The organism is Bradyrhizobium sp. LB11.1, assembly GCF_040549385.1.
Lineage (GTDB): Bacteria > Pseudomonadota > Alphaproteobacteria > Rhizobiales > Xanthobacteraceae > Bradyrhizobium.
The window spans coordinates 652,533-666,753 of sequence record NZ_JBEPTH010000001.1; the positions used below are offsets into that span (position 1 = coordinate 652,533).

The 14,221-nt window shown below is 59.1% G+C and carries 15 protein-coding genes; 6 read left to right on the forward strand and 9 right to left on the reverse strand.

Translation table 11 applies throughout. From position 1 onward, the window contains the following. Positions 1–88 precede the first annotated feature (88 nt). Positions 89–244: a DUF3096 domain-containing protein gene (locus ABIA96_RS02970; RefSeq protein WP_354135512.1), complete on the reverse strand. Its 156-nt coding sequence runs from the start codon at positions 242–244 to the stop codon at positions 89–91. Between the two features lie 236 nt (positions 245–480). On the opposite strand from ABIA96_RS02970, the gene ABIA96_RS02975 reads away from it, so the two are divergent. Further along, on the forward strand, positions 481–834 hold the full coding sequence (locus ABIA96_RS02975) for a DUF1236 domain-containing protein (protein ID WP_354135513.1): 354 nt from the start codon (positions 481–483) through the stop codon (positions 832–834). A 240-nt stretch (positions 835–1,074) separates the two neighbouring features. On the opposite strand, the gene glyS is transcribed toward ABIA96_RS02975, so the two are convergent. The 7 genes from glyS to ABIA96_RS03010 all read right to left on the reverse strand — a co-directional run bounded on the left by glyS (position 1,075) and on the right by ABIA96_RS03010 (position 8,115). Further along, the gene (gene glyS / locus ABIA96_RS02980; protein ID WP_354135514.1) at positions 1,075–3,174 is read right to left on the reverse strand and encodes a glycine--tRNA ligase subunit beta; all 2,100 of its coding nucleotides are present in this window, start codon (positions 3,172–3,174) and stop codon (positions 1,075–1,077) included. Further along, positions 3,174–4,109 carry a glycine--tRNA ligase subunit alpha gene (locus ABIA96_RS02985; protein ID WP_354135515.1) on the reverse strand — a complete coding sequence of 312 codons (936 nt, stop codon included), beginning with the start codon at positions 4,107–4,109 and terminating at the stop codon, positions 3,174–3,176. Before ABIA96_RS02985 ends, glyS begins: the two co-directional genes overlap by 1 nt. 216 nt (positions 4,110–4,325) lie before the next feature. Then, the gene (locus ABIA96_RS02990; RefSeq protein WP_354135516.1) at positions 4,326–4,517 is read right to left on the reverse strand and encodes a hypothetical protein; all 192 of its coding nucleotides are present in this window, start codon (positions 4,515–4,517) and stop codon (positions 4,326–4,328) included. A gap of 106 nt (positions 4,518–4,623) precedes the next feature. Continuing rightward, positions 4,624–5,532 (reverse strand): S49 family peptidase, encoded by a 909-nt coding sequence (locus tag ABIA96_RS02995; protein WP_354135517.1) that lies wholly within the window; start codon positions 5,530–5,532, stop codon positions 4,624–4,626. Positions 5,533–6,685: 1,153 nt separating this feature from the next. Beyond that, complete coding sequence (locus tag ABIA96_RS03000) at positions 6,686–6,847, reverse strand: DUF2934 domain-containing protein (RefSeq protein ID WP_354135518.1); 162 nt, start codon at positions 6,845–6,847, stop codon at positions 6,686–6,688. Between the two features lie 44 nt (positions 6,848–6,891). Beyond that, a complete protein-coding gene (ligD, locus tag ABIA96_RS03005) occupies positions 6,892–7,797 on the reverse strand; it encodes a non-homologous end-joining DNA ligase (RefSeq protein WP_354135519.1) in 906 nt (301 codons plus the stop codon). An 84-nt stretch (positions 7,798–7,881) separates the two neighbouring features. Continuing rightward, positions 7,882–8,115 (reverse strand): hypothetical protein, encoded by a 234-nt coding sequence (locus ABIA96_RS03010; protein WP_354135520.1) that lies wholly within the window; start codon positions 8,113–8,115, stop codon positions 7,882–7,884. Between the two features lie 436 nt (positions 8,116–8,551). Between ABIA96_RS03010 and ABIA96_RS03015 the strand changes: the two genes are divergently transcribed. From ABIA96_RS03015 to ABIA96_RS03035, 5 genes are all read left to right on the forward strand, one after another. Continuing rightward, on the forward strand, positions 8,552–9,616 hold the full coding sequence (locus ABIA96_RS03015; protein ID WP_354135521.1) for a PIN domain-containing protein: 1,065 nt from the start codon (positions 8,552–8,554) through the stop codon (positions 9,614–9,616). Positions 9,617–9,768: 152 nt separating this feature from the next. Then, the gene (locus ABIA96_RS03020; protein WP_354135522.1) at positions 9,769–10,509 is read left to right on the forward strand and encodes a hypothetical protein; all 741 of its coding nucleotides are present in this window, start codon (positions 9,769–9,771) and stop codon (positions 10,507–10,509) included. Between the two features lie 42 nt (positions 10,510–10,551). After that, positions 10,552–10,794 carry a hypothetical protein gene (locus ABIA96_RS03025; protein WP_354135523.1) on the forward strand — a complete coding sequence of 81 codons (243 nt, stop codon included), beginning with the start codon at positions 10,552–10,554 and terminating at the stop codon, positions 10,792–10,794. A 537-nt stretch (positions 10,795–11,331) separates the two neighbouring features. Continuing rightward, complete coding sequence (locus ABIA96_RS03030; RefSeq protein ID WP_354135524.1) at positions 11,332–11,736, forward strand: hypothetical protein; 405 nt, start codon at positions 11,332–11,334, stop codon at positions 11,734–11,736. 181 nt (positions 11,737–11,917) lie between these two features. Then, complete coding sequence (locus ABIA96_RS03035) at positions 11,918–13,081, forward strand: hypothetical protein (protein ID WP_354135525.1); 1,164 nt, start codon at positions 11,918–11,920, stop codon at positions 13,079–13,081. A 38-nt stretch (positions 13,082–13,119) separates the two neighbouring features. On the opposite strand, the gene ABIA96_RS03040 is transcribed toward ABIA96_RS03035, so the two are convergent. Then, positions 13,120–13,677 (reverse strand): hypothetical protein, encoded by a 558-nt coding sequence (locus tag ABIA96_RS03040; RefSeq protein WP_354135526.1) that lies wholly within the window; start codon positions 13,675–13,677, stop codon positions 13,120–13,122. Positions 13,678–14,221 lie beyond the last annotated feature (544 nt).

Sequence of the window (14,221 nt, forward strand, 5' to 3'; positions counted from 1 at the left end):
CACAACCTGCGAGAGGAACGGGAAATTGCGGGCCTTACACCACTTTGGGCAGGCCCGCGCAAGTCGAAGAGTTCCGGAAAATGAAGGCCTAGAGATGGAGCCACTTCAACAATCCGAGCCCGATCGCACCATTGACGATGAGAAAGATCGCCACGATCAGGTTGAGAAGCCGCGGCATGATCAAGATGAGCACGCCCGCAAGCAGCGACAGGATCGGCGAGATGTGGGCGACGGTGAGATGCATGAAAATTCTTCCTGTGCGTTGAGGCGAATCGCGAGCGGATCATAGCGGACCGGGTTCCGCGGGTAGAGACGCGCTGAGCGGCAATGAGTTCCCTGCTTCGCGAAAACTGCCCGAAATTGCCGCGTATGCGGCAACGCTTTTCCGGAACATCGCGCGCGGCGCAGCATTGGCCAACGGTTGCGCCGCTGGCGCCTCCCGTAAAACCACGTCGCAGAATCACGTTGAAGGAGTTTTTCATGCGGAACAGGATTCTTGCCCTCGCAGCGCTTGGCGTCGCGCTCGGCACCCCGATCGCAGCCTCCGCGCAAACCGGGATCACAGTGGGCCGCGCGCCCGTCGTGGTCGACAGCGGCCCGACCATCGCGGTCGAGCAGCGGCCGGCTTTCCGCGACTATGTCGTCGAACAGCGCGTGCCGGCCTTCAGCATTCCCGATCGCGTGGTGGTCGGCAGCACGTTACCTGAAACCGGCATCACCTATTATGACGTGCCGCAACGTTTCGGCGCGACGACCTATCGCTACACCGTCGTGAACGGCGAGACCGTGCTGGTCGAGCCGCGCTCGCGGCGCATCGTCGAGGTGATGAACTAGGAAACGCTTTCGTTCAACTAGATGTCCGGCGCGCCACTTCAATCAGGCTGGCGCGTGCAGTGTAAACGGACATCCGGCCCCGCCCGGTCTTCCCCCCGCCGGGCGGGGCTTTTTCGTTGTCATTCCGGGGCGCGCCACTTGGCGCGAACCCGGAATCCATTTCTCGACGTCACGCGCGGCACGATGGATTCCGGGCTCGTGCTTCGCACGCCCCGGAATGACACCGTTGTTGTAGCGCGATCAATCCTGAATCTTCGAGAAATCCGCGACCGCGCGCGTGGCGCTGCGGATTTCGCCCAGGAGCTTCAGCCGGTTCTCACGCACCTTCGCATCGTCGTCATTGACGCGCACCTTGTCGAAGAACGCATCGACCGGCGGACGCAGCTTTGCCATCGCGCTCATCGCGGCGGCAAAGTCTTCCTTCGCGACAGCGGTGCTCGCTTCCGCCTTCACCTGGCCGATCGCCTTCGCCAGCGCCTTCTCCTCATCGAGGCTATAGAGCGCGGCATCTGGCGTACCGTCGAACGTCCGCTTATCCTTCTTCTCTTCGATCGAGAGGATGTTGCTGGCGCGCTTGGTGCCGGCGAGCAGGTTCTTTCCGTCGTCGGACTCGAGGAACGTCCCGAGTGCTTCGACACGGCGAGCGATCATCAAGAGGTCGTCCTGGCCCCCGAGCGCGAACACGGCGTCGACGAGATCGTGACGCGCGCCCTGCTCGCGGAGCTGAACCTTGAGGCGGTCGGCGAAGAAAGCGAGCAGATCGCTCGGGAGCTTCTGCACATCCGCCGGATTCACCGACAAACCGGCGAGCGCGGACGCAGCCACCTTCATCAGCGACAGCCGAAGCGTGTTCTCGGCAATCAGCCTGATCACACCCAACGCCGCACGCCGCAGCGCATACGGATCCTTGCTGCCCGTGGGCTTCTCATCGATGGCCCAGAAGCCGACGAGCGTATCGATCTTGTCCGCAAGTGCAACGGCAACACTAACCGGATCGGTCGGCACGCGATCGGTTGGGCCCTGCGGCTTGTAGTGCTCCTCGCACGCAGCCGCGACGGAGGCATCCTCGCCCTGCGCCAGCGCGTAGTACTTGCCCATCAGGCCCTGCACCTCAGGGAATTCGCCGACGACTTCGGTCAGCAAATCCGCCTTCGCCAGATGCGCAGCACGCGTCGCCTTGGCGACATCGGCACCGACCAGCGGCGCGATGTCGGCGGCAAGGCGCTCGATGCGCTTGATGCGTGCGGCCTGCGTGCCGAGCTTCTCGTGGAACACGATCTGCTCGAACTTCGGCAGCCGATCCTCGAGCTTCGTCTTCAGGTCCGTCTCGTAGAAGAACTTCGCATCCGACAGGCGCGGACGGATCACGCGCTCATTGCCGGCGACGATGGTCTTGCCGCCGTCGGTCGCCTCGATATTGGCGGTGAGGACGAACTTGTTGGTCAGCTTCCCGGTCTTCGGATCCTTGACGACAAAGCACTTCTGGTTGTTGCGGATGGTGGCGCGGATCACCTCGTCCGGGATCGCGAGATATTCCGGCTCGAATGACCCCATCATGACGACCGGCCATTCGACGAGGCCAGAAACTTCGTCCAGCAACGCCTGGTCCTCGACCAGATCGAACCCTTGCGCGAAGGTCAGCTCCTTGGCGTCGGCGAAGATGATGTCCTTGCGCGCCTGCGGATCGAGGATGACCTTTGCAGCCTTCAGCTTCGCTTCGTAGTCCTCGAAGCGGCGCACAGAGATTGGGGCCGGCGCCATGAAGCGATGACCGTAGGTGGTTTGGCCGGTCTCGATGCCGTCGACCGAGAACTTCACGACATCGGGCTCTTCCGTCTCGGGCCCGAAGGTCGCGGTAATCGCGTGCAGCGGACGCACCCAGCTCAGCGAGCCCGGTTTGCCGGAACGCGCGCCCCAGCGCATCGATTTCGGCCAGGGGAAAGTACGAATGATGACCGGCAAAATTTCCGCAAGCACGTCGATCGCGTCACGCCCGGCCTTCTCGATCAGCGCGATGTAGAAGTCGCCCTTGGGGTCGCGCTGGATCTTGGCCTCATCCAGCGACTTCAAACCTGTCGCTTTCAAAAAACCCTGCACGGCCGCATCGGGGCCGCCGACCTTCGGGCCGCGACGTTCGGTCTTGAGGTCAGGCTGGCGCGCGGGGATGCCGTGCACGGTCAGCGCAAGGCGACGCGGCGTCGCGAAGGCTTTCGCGCCCTCATAGACGAGGCCTTCGGCGACGAGCTTCTCGGTGACCAGGCGGCGCAGATCGTCGGCCGCCTTGGCCTGCATGCGCGCGGGGATTTCTTCCGAGAACAGTTCAAGCAAAAGATCGGGCATCAGGCCGCTCCGCCCGCTTCAGTATGGATCCAGGCCTCGCCGCAGGCCTTGGCCAGCTCGCGCACGCGAAGAATGTAGCTCTGCCGCTCGGTCACGGAGATCACACCGCGGGCGTCGAGCAGATTGAAGACATGGCTTGCCTTGATGCACTGGTCATAGGCGGGCAGCGCCATCAGATGCGTCTCGCGCTTATCATCCTGCCAGCCTGCATCGAGATATTTCCGGCAGGCAGCCTCCGCCATCTTGAACTGCTCGAACAGCATCGCGGTGTCGGCAACTTCGAAATTGTGCTTCGAATATTCCCGCTCGGCCTGCAGGAAGACGTCGCCATAGGTGACCTTGGCATCACCGTCGCGGCCGTTGAAATTGAGGTCGTAGACGCGGTCGACGCCCTGCACATACATCGCGAGGCGCTCGAGCCCGTAGGTGAGTTCGCCCGCGACCGGCGCACATTCGACGCCGGCGACCTGCTGGAAATAGGTGAACTGGCTGACTTCCATGCCGTCGCACCAGCATTCCCAGCCAAGACCCCAGGCGCCCAGCGTCGGGCTCTCCCAATCGTCCTCGACGAAGCGGATGTCGTGCACGGCGGAATCGATGCCGATCGCGGCAAGCGACTTCAGGTAAAGCTCCTGAAGGTTCGGCGGCGACGGCTTCATGATCACCTGGAACTGGTAGTAATGCTGCATCCGGTTCGGATTCTCGCCGTAGCGGCCGTCCTTGGGCCGGCGCGAGGGCTGCACATAGGCCGCGTTCCAGGGCTTTGGCCCGAGCGCGCGCAGCGTGGTCGCCGGATGGAAGGTCCCCGCGCCCATCTCCATGTCGTAGGGCTGCAAAATCACGCAGCCCTGCTCGGCCCAGAACCGCTGGAGCGCGAGGATAAAACCCTGGAACGAGCGTTCCGGGCGCATATGGGCGGGCAATGAGGCGTCCATCGTCAAATCAGGCTCTCGCGGGGGGGGTTGAATCGCGCGGGACCGTATCGACGGCGGGGGTGGGAATCAAGGCAAACGGGGCGGATTCGGGCCGGGAACGGTCCCGTAGGGTGAGCAACGCGGAGCGTGCCCACCAACAGCGTACAATCCCGGAAGAATGGTGGGCACGGCGCAAACGCGCCCTTGCCCACCCTGCGGCAGCGGTTTGTGGCGCAACTATCCCGGCCGGTAAGCCCCGGTCACGGGGTCACGCTTCAGCGTCCGGACAGTCCCCATATGGGCAGCCTCAGCGACGCGCGAGAGGCGCATCTCCTCCAGCTCCTGGTTGATCCGGACAGCGGTCTTGTACGCCCAGCGGACCACGGCAAGTCCGCCCAGGACGCCCGCGAATGCAACGAACGGCGGCATCGGTCGATCCTTGTTCAATGCTCAGCCCCCGCAGACATTGTCGCGCACTCCGGGCTGCACCGCAATTGGCTCAGTGAAGGGCCAAATGGCGCGGGAGTGCCTCTGCCTAGAACCCGAATTTCGCCCAGATCGCGCGGGTTTCGACCGCCGAGATCAGCTCGTCCGGCAGCCCGGCCATTGATTCCATGGCCGAAACCTGGCTCGCGCCTGGCGATTTCCGACCCAACAGGCCGGACAGCAGCCCGGTCGGCTGCGCAATCACGGGGGTGCGAACCTTCTCGCCATAGCGGGCACGAAGAGTTGAGCGGAGATCGCCGATGCCGTCGGCCAAGCCCAGCGCGATCGAACTCTCGCCGGCCCAGTACTCACCGGTGAACAGCGTGTCGTCCGCGCCCTTCAGCCGCGCGCCGCGGCTCTCCTTCACCAACGCGATGAAGATCTGGTGGATCTCGCGCTGAAGCGCCTTCAGCTTGGCGACGTCGTCGGGATTTTCGGGCAGGAACGGATCGAGCATCGCCTTGTGGGCGCCGGCCGTATAGAGGCGCCGCTCGATGCCGAGCCGCTTGATCGCCTCCTGGAAACCAAAACTGCCGCCGACCACGCCGATCGAGCCGAGGATCGAGGACGGATCGCAGAAAATCTCGTCACCCGCGCAGGCGATCATGTAGCCGCCGGAGGCGGCGACGTCCTCGACGAACACCAGCACGGGCAGCTTCTTCTCCGCCGCGAGCTGCTTGATGCGCAGATAGATCTGGCGCGACTGCACCGGCGAGCCGCCGGGCGAATTGATCACCAGTGCCACCGCCTTGGCGTTGCGGACCGAAAAGGCCCGCTCCAGCACGCGGGCGACGCCCGCCAGCGACATCCCCGGGCGCAGCGGCGTCACCGCGCCGATGACGCCGGACAGCCGCACCACCGGCACGACAGCCATACCCGGGCGGAAGCGCGCCGGCAGATATTGCATGAGCTTGTCGGCCCAGCCGGAGTTTTCGCGATCGTTCAATTGTTCGGCCATGCCGTTACCTCGTACTTGCCGCTAGCGATACAGGATCAGGGGGACGTTTTCTTGCTTAGTCGATGGAACGCAGCGGCGTAAAGCTTGGTGCTCGGCCAATTTTGCGTTGCTTTCTCGTTCGGTTTGGAGGCGTTAGCTACGGATATGAGGCTGCATTGGTTCTGGGGGCTCTCACTCCGAGAACGTTCAGCATTCGTTCTTACGTCCCGGTCCGGTACTGGCCTGTTTCCGACCTCAGTGGCCTAGTTTGAAAACAGGGGTGGCCTGATTTGATTCTGCGCAACCGCTTCCCTCCTAAAACGTTAAGGGTCTAGCGTTGGAGGAACGCCATGTCAGAGCGACGCAGGATCAAACAAACGAAGTCCCTCGAAGATCGCCTTGCCGAGGAAGTAAGACGCCTTCGCGAAGAAGCCGAGTCACTGCCCCATGGACCTGTACGGGTTGCTGCGATCCGCAGGGCCCGACAGGCTGAGACCGGCTCCCGCATGAGCGAATGGCTTCGCTCACCCGGCTTGCAACCGCCGAAGTAAGGCCATGATCGAACAACGCAACGCCAATCCATATTCGGTTCAGGCACGTATCTGCCTTGGCATAGCGGCCTTCGGCGCTGCACTGTTTGTTGCAGCGCTCTTCATGGGCATGAGGTAAGGCCGTCTCAGTGGGAGGCCTCATCAGATAGATATCAACCGGCCTGAGAAGCGCCCTCGCGCCTTTCCATGGCATCCCTGAGAAACTTGGGTATACGCTGCGCCTTGCCGGCCGAGACGAATGCCGACCGACTCTGCGGATTACGACCGACAAGAAGTTGAGGCCGCCTTAGTGACCGGCCCGTTTCAAATACGGCGTCGAGCTAAGGACGCGCGTCGCGCGCCGAGCCGGGCATCGTCGGGGAAAGCGCAAGAATTCGACTCAGCGCACCTCAAAGGGGTCTTCACAGAGGCACCCAACCGTCCAAAAGTGCTCCGTCCCACGAGATGACCCCCTCATCATGCTTGGAGGAGTAACTCCCGGTAACAATGTGCGTCCCACTCCGGACTCCACTCAGAAAATTCGTTGTTGAACCCGTCGTGCATGCACGCGACACGGCTCATCGGGATGTCCATTGGGTTCATAAAGAATACTCGCGGTGTATTCCACGTTCTCATCCTATAGCTCAGAGTGTATCGGGAGTGCGCAGAGGAGAGCCTCTATCCTCGTTGATCAACTCTTGTTCCGCGAGACGCCAAAACTCTTCATCTCGCCCCTCCGGCTTCCCCGCCTTCTCCCAAAGCTCATAGGCGCGGGCAGCTACGGTTTCGTCAGTTCGATTGTTCATGGGAAATACTCCAGACCGTCAACGAAGAGGAACTGCAGACGTTCCTACTTCCCGGTCAGTCCCTTGAAGGAGCTCGCCCTCAGCAATCCCTCCGACGTGATGTCCCTATACTCCACCTCGGCATAGAACTTCGGCTCGACCCACGTCGCCTTGGGCTTCCGGATTGGTTTGGTTAGCTTGCTCTTCGGGCTTACGACTGTCTCAAGCTGCTTCCTGATTTGACCTGACACGGTGCGAGACCAGCCCGTACCGACCTTGCCCATGTAGAGCAGCTCCTTCCCCTCTCGCTTGCCGAGATACAACGCGGCGACACCGGTGGGGTCTTTGACAAAGCCGACAACGGGGAATTTTTCTCGTTGAACGGCTTTAATCTTCACCCAAGCCTCAGTCCTCTCTGAGCGGTACGGCGCGTCGGCACGTTTCGAGACAATGCCTTCATAATTGAGCTGACTTGCGTGTTCGAACAATTGCTGCCCGTCACCTTCAAGGTGCTCGCTGTACATCAGCGGAGGTCTTAGGTCGTGGTCGTCGAACAACTCCTTGAGCAGCCGCTTCCGTTCCGCCTGCGGCTGGGAGCGAAGGTCGCCGTCTAGCCAAAGCAGATCGAACGCATAGAAAAGCAGACGATCTTGATCGCCGCGGGCGAGATCAGCCTGCAGCTCGGAAAAGTTAGTCCGGCCGTCATGCACGACGACGACTTCCCCATCGATGATGGCCTGAGCTGGAACGTCGAGGGCACCGGCAATGACAGAGAACCGTTTGACCCAATTCAGCCCGTTGCGAGTAAATGCCTTGCGCTCGTCGCCGTCGATAAGAAACTGCGTGCGATACCCATCGTACTTGATTTCGTGAAGCCAACCCGCACCTGAGGGTGCTCTGCTCTTCAATGTCGCGAGCTGGGGCTTGATGAAGCCCGGCATCGCCGAAGGTGCTTTGATACGCTTCGCCACTCTACGCAACTCACAAAAAAACCGCCGCTCGGTCGTCAACTGCGGGCAGTGTACTCAACTGTTTCCGATGAGTCTCTTTAACGCTCAGGGTATGTCGCTGTTCCTGCGGCTGCCACCGATGCTGTGGGGCTTGTTTAGAAAGAACTCGCGATTGCCCATGGCAGCCTCGGCGTACTGGTCAATGGCGACCTGAATGGCTTCAATATGCGCCCGGCACCATCCCTCGCGGGTGGACAGCCGCCGCGTCTGTTCCAGCGACTTCAAGAACTCGGGCGGGTCCTCCATATCGGTGAAATACTTTGATCGCTCGCCTACCAATTCCGGCCTCCTAGGACGCAAGTCTTTTTCTCCCGTGGTTCGCGGCTCTTCATCTCGTCGCGCTGGGCCACGAGTTGGTCCACTTTGGCTTGCATGCGGACAAGAAGGGCTTCGGCCGAAGCCGTCCCTATCGTTGCTCGTTGAAGCTGGAGAATTTCCTTGCGCTGCCGCCCTATCTGCGCGCGCATGCGCTCGATCTCCGACCGGATAAATTCAAGTGTAGGCATTTCGCGCCTTGGGATTTTTCCCAATAGAACGAAACAAGAACATGGAGTCAAGACATTAGTTTGGTCGGAGTTGCTCGTGTCGCGAATGCGCCGCCATCGCGCGGTGATTTAGTGGGGAAATCATCGCAGACACGTTACCTCCGAGAGCATCGCTGAAGCCGTCTGCTAGAGTTGCGGCGACTCACTTCGGGACGATGGAGGGCGATAGGGTGGTGGCCAATTCCGGCGATGGTCTAGCGCCAGCATTTGTCTTTCTCGATACCAGTGTGTGGCTTGATCTAGCGGCAAATGAGGCTGGAGAGCCGCTGCTAGGTGCTCTGGAACATCTCAACCGTCTGAAAGCCATTGAGCTTGCGGTACCGCAGATCGTCCGCGACGAGTTTGCGCGAAATAAAGACCGTGTGGTGCAAGACAGTGGGCGCAGCCTATCGGCTGCGCTAGATCGAGCTACGGGCGCGATATGGAAATACGGCAACCCGAGACGTCGCCGGAACACTGCTGCAGCCCTTAGCGACATCAAACATCAGCTCAATGGCGCATTGGATATCACCGCGGAGGCAGTAACGAGGATCGAAACGCTTTTTGCAGCCTCGACGTGGTTGGGCGATAAGAGCGCTGCAATCGAGGCAGCATCGACGCGCGCTCTGGAGAAAAGGGCGCCATTCCACACCGGCAAAAACAGTTTCGCAGATGCAGTCATTATCGAGTTGTACGGACAATTGAGAGCGGCAACCAAAGGGCGTTGCGTGTTCGTCACGCATAACAAGAAGGATTTTGGCCTACCGAATGGAGATCAGCGGTTGCCGCATCCCGATATTGCCGAGCACTTCTCTCGGATTAAATCGCGATACTTCATCAAACTGGTAGACGCGCTAAGGGCTCTGCGACCGCAAGAATTTGCGGAGGCGATGTATGAGCACGAGTTCACAATGGAGCCCCGCCGGGCCAGTGAAATTTCTGACGCAATCAGGGAGTTGACCGACCGAGTTTGGTACGACCGGCACATGGTCATGCGGTACAAGGTCGAGACAGGCAAATGCAAGATAATCGCGAAGAAGGATTTCGGCCCTAAGTACTACCGCGCCAGCGCCTTGGGGAAGCTGATCGTCGACGATATCTTGGCTGGGGCGATCCGATCCGCAGAGAGGGTCGAAAAGAGGTACGGAAAGGAAAACCTAGGACCGTACTCGAAATTTGATTGGGGCATGATCAATGGCAAGCTATCTGCGTTGCGCTGGGTGTTCGGCGAGGATTGGGACGAGCTTTACACTTGAGACTCGCCCGCCCCGCAAAACTACGGAAAGATCGTGCACCTACTAGCAAGTCATTTGCCTGCGCCAACTAAGGTCTAGCGTTGATTTGGAGAGGCTTCTATTGATCTCGCCTGCTGGTTGCGCTTTTATCCCGGGCGGGCTGGGAGGAAGTCATGCGTAAATGGGGCATCGTGGCGCTATGCGCCGCTTTGGGTGGCTGCGTTACGAACGCAGAAACGGTTCAGTTTCGGCCATCTAATCCACAACAGCAGGCGCTAATGCGAGACGGGCAAGCGGCTCTTGTCTCCCGGCAAAAGACCTCGCTTGTTTTAATTCGGCCAGCGTCGCGACAGGTGCGCGCGAACGGAAGACCTGTCTTCGTCGTTGCGATAAACAATCTGAGCAAAAATCCCGCCGAGTTCCGCGTTGCGCAAATTGAAGCGACGCAACATGCGAATGGCTCCGACTTCGCGATGCAGGTCGTTACTTATGAGATGCTTGTACAGGAAGAGAAGAGCCGACAAGTCGCCGCCGCGATCTTCACGGGTTTAGCCGCAGCTGGAAATGCCTACGGCGCGTCTCAAGCTGGTAACGGTTACTACACGACTCCAAGCGGGCGGACAGGCACTTTCTACAGCCCGACCGCGGCCGCTATCGCCCAAGGCAACGCGAACGCCCAGAACGAAGCTATGATCGCTTCCACCGTAGAGGCGGGACAACGCAACATGGCGGTCCTAGAGCAAGCCGTGATCAAGGACAACACACTCATGCCGGGTGAGTGGTACGGTGGGCAATTGCATCTAGCGCCGCCCGTTGCCTCCGATGGCGGAGGACCAAAGACCTATACGATTGTTATAACAGTCGGTTCGGACCGGCACGTTATCGACATCGCTCAAGGACCGGCCGGAGCTTAGTCGGTCCAAGGAAGCTCCGTTTCCACAAAAGGGGGAATAAGAATGAAAAAGCTGATTTTGTCGGGCGTTCTCACGATGATTGCCAGCGTCGCACATGCACAATCCTACGGCACCGGATCAAACCCTCAAAGCCACGGCGTATCTGGCTACACACGCAGCAGCGGGACTTATGTGCAGCCGTACACCGCTACAAATCCGAATAGCACTCAGCGGGACAACTACGGCACGTCGGGCAATTACAATCCGAACAATGGGACGTTCGGGACGCGGACGCCGCGGCATTGATCGACCCGTGTAGGGAGCCATGCGGGGCGGGGTTGTTATCGTTCTTGTGGGGCTTACAGCCCTGATTGCCTATGCGGCGGGTCGGCATGATGCGCCCCCAGCCGCACCCTCGCCGCCTACGATTGCGCCGCGCACAGCTGATTTAACCGCCTTCGTCGAAGCCCCGCAGCAAGCTCCGGCTATCAAACCTACTCCATCGCCGATCCCTTCACCGCAACTGGCCGCGAAGCCAAGCCAGTCGGAACCCCTACCCTCGAAGTCGGACGCCAAACGCAAGGCGGAGGTTGCGCTGACCGCTGCAGTCATCGCTACAATCATCGTCAAGGCGAGCCGAGAACGTTACTACGCCACCGGGCATCCTTGCGCTTGTCCGGATGATCTCACGCGGAGCGGCCGATCATGTGGCGGCAGAAGCGCCTACTCGCGGCCGGGCGGCGCTGCGCCGCTCTGTTACCCGGCTGATGTCACAACCGCCATGATTGATGATTATCGCAAAGCCATTTCGCGTTGAGCGTAGCCATGATGCGGGAGAATAACATGATGAGAATGTTCGTCGCTTTGGTTGCAATGATCGCCAGTGTTGGCACTGTCGGGGCCGAGGAGAAGCCCGCGGGCGCAATCGATACAATCACAAAATCAGCGATAGATATGTTGCCGTCGATGCCGTCACTACCATCGGTGTCGCTGCCCGCCATTCCCGATCTCAGCATTCCAGACTTCTCAGATACCTCAAGCAAGGTGATGGCTGAATTTAATTCCTTTACTCAGCAAGTCGGAGCTGCGCTGCCGCTCTTAGAGCAAATGGGATACGAGGTCAGCAGCTTTAAGGTTACGTGGGGCCTGCCGCCGAAGGCGCGCCTGCGATTGAGGTCTGGAGGTGCGACCCCGACTCAGAAAATTGAGGAAATTGCCGCGAAAGGATCAGCAGAGCCGGTGTGCTAGTGGCTGGGCTAATCAGCAGCGCCGTTGCGGCCAAACGCATCCAAAATACTATGAAGTTTGGCACTGCTTATCTAGACGTAGACTTCGCTCTTCCGCCGAGGGTCAACATGAGGTTTGTGAACACGAAAGTGGCGGAGAAGGAAGAGAGCCACGACTTGGATGATCTGGAGATTGCGTGCAAATGACAGTACCGGACGAACTGCAACGGGTGCGTGATGCCGCGCGACGTGCCCTCGGCCCGGTGCTTCCAGCGAGTAAGTCCACCCATGCCGATCCGAATTTTCTGTTCAATGCAGAAAAGTCCGAGGCCAGTCGCGACCTGCCCGCGTACTACCTTGTTTTTTTTGTATTGGTGGAGCTGCTTGGCTTCAAGAATTTGGGGCAGTTTGAGAAAATATCGTGGTCAGTGCCAGTCGATTACAAAGGGCGAGCGTTTCTAGTCGAGCACCGCAAGTTCGGAGTCGGTGTATTCGTTCAAAATCCTAGCGTGGACGAGAGTGACGCAAAAGAGATCGTTAGGCGGATACGGAAAGCCGTCAAGGCGGCCGAGCCGTACTTTGATTGGCTTGCAGATGAAGCGCTTCAAAAATCCAAGCTAAATCTAATCAACAATAGCGCGTCGCTTTTTGAGCGCTTCCTCTTTTTCAAGAGCGAGCACGGGAAGAAGGCGGAGGAGGCTGAAGTCCGCAAAGACGAAAAAATCGTAACGCAGGGAAATGGATGGACCTCGATTTCACGTCCCACCTATCGGCTGCGCGTAGAAGTGAGTTGGTTGGCGCTTGCTGCAATCGAGTCGTTCTTTAGTTGGACAGAGCACGTTTTCATCCACATCGCAGCTTTGCGCGGTAACGTGGCGAGTGGCGAGAAGGTTGCTCGACTCGCGAAGGAAGATTGGTCTCAAAAGTTCAAATCTGCACTTGATCTTTCTGATCCGGAGTCGAAGCGGCTCTATGATCAGCTCATCGAGCTTCGACAGGCGCTCAGGAATTTCGTGGCGCACGGCGCGTTCGGGAGGAATGGCGAGGCCTTTGAGTTTCACTCTCGCGCGGGCGCGGTACCATTGATGCTTCCGCATCGGTCCAGTAAGCGACGTGTCAAAATGTCGGAGCGTCTAGTCTTTGATGATGTAGCCGCACTCAAAACAATTGAGGAATTTATAACTCATCTGTGGAGCGGACCACGCGCTCCAGCGAAACTATACATTCAGGAAAGCCAATTGCCGGTTATGCTTCCTCATGTCAGCGACGGTGTATATGAGAGCGCGATGCGCTCTATCGAGGACATGGCGGCCCTGACAAATCGATTGGGAAGCGAATTTGACAGAGCGGCAAACATGGATTGGTAACTTCCGCGGGGCTTCAAAGTCATTTTTTGCGAGAGCGCTCAGAAGTCCTTTTCCAGCCTGACACTGCTTCCGCCACTCGATTTGAAGCGGAGGAGCGTGTTGAGGTTCAATTGACAAGACTCTCGGTTCACCAGAACTCCACTAATGTTTTTCGTCGCTCTTTTCCACATACCCTCAGTGTCCAAAGGACTATCACTGCTGATTGCCTGCTGGTCGGATTGAATTTCTTTGGTCTTGAGGCGCGCTCGATCCAGCTCAACATCATTCACGTAAACGGCCATATAGCCTTCGCGACTTCTGTAGCAGTATTGAACATAAGCGTAATATCGAAAGGCTTCATACACCTTCTGAGCTGACTTCTCCCGCGAAGTCACCGGCAGGAAGTCACCATAGTAAATCGCATTACCATGGTTGTCATAAAGCGACTTTGGGTCTCTCGGGGCACCATAGGCGACCTGCGCACTTGCGGGACAGCTTGCGCCCAATAGCAGTGCAATTGCGACTGCGATCAATTTTACGAGCATCTCTTTCCCCCGGAAACGGCTTGAAAATGAAGACAACAGCGAAGGACGCCGTTCTTCTTTAGACCAAATCATCAAAGCAACCCCAATCGCGTCAACTCGTCCGGCGCGATCACTGTTATGGTTGCAATCTCGGTAGCTCGGAGTTCCCCTCGCCAGACGCGCGCCCACACCTCGGAGGGCGCTACGCCAAGCGCCTGCGCCACCTCGGCAACGGGCCAACCGTGCTGGCGAGCCTGCGCACGCCACCGGTTGGTCAGGAGCTCGAAGGTTGTCGGGGTCATCTTGGCTCCGTCAATGCAGGACAAGACCCCTACTGCCACGAAAGAACAGGGTCGCTGCGCGGGCGCATGCGATGATCTGCTCTCTGAGGTCACTTTGCACTGTGGCGAGTGCCTCTTGGGCGGTCCACGCCGCAGGCCTCGCCTCTCCGGTTGCCGCTTCGAGCATGCGAACACAGAGTTCGGCTTCATCTAACGTCAACACGTCCTCGCGGATTTCATTCTTCCTCAGCATCGAACTGCCCTAAATTGGTGATCCTGACCGTAGAATGGTCTGCGTCGCTGTGCCGATCAAGTCGCCGAGAAAACGGACGAGAGCTTTGGTTCAAGCATAGGTT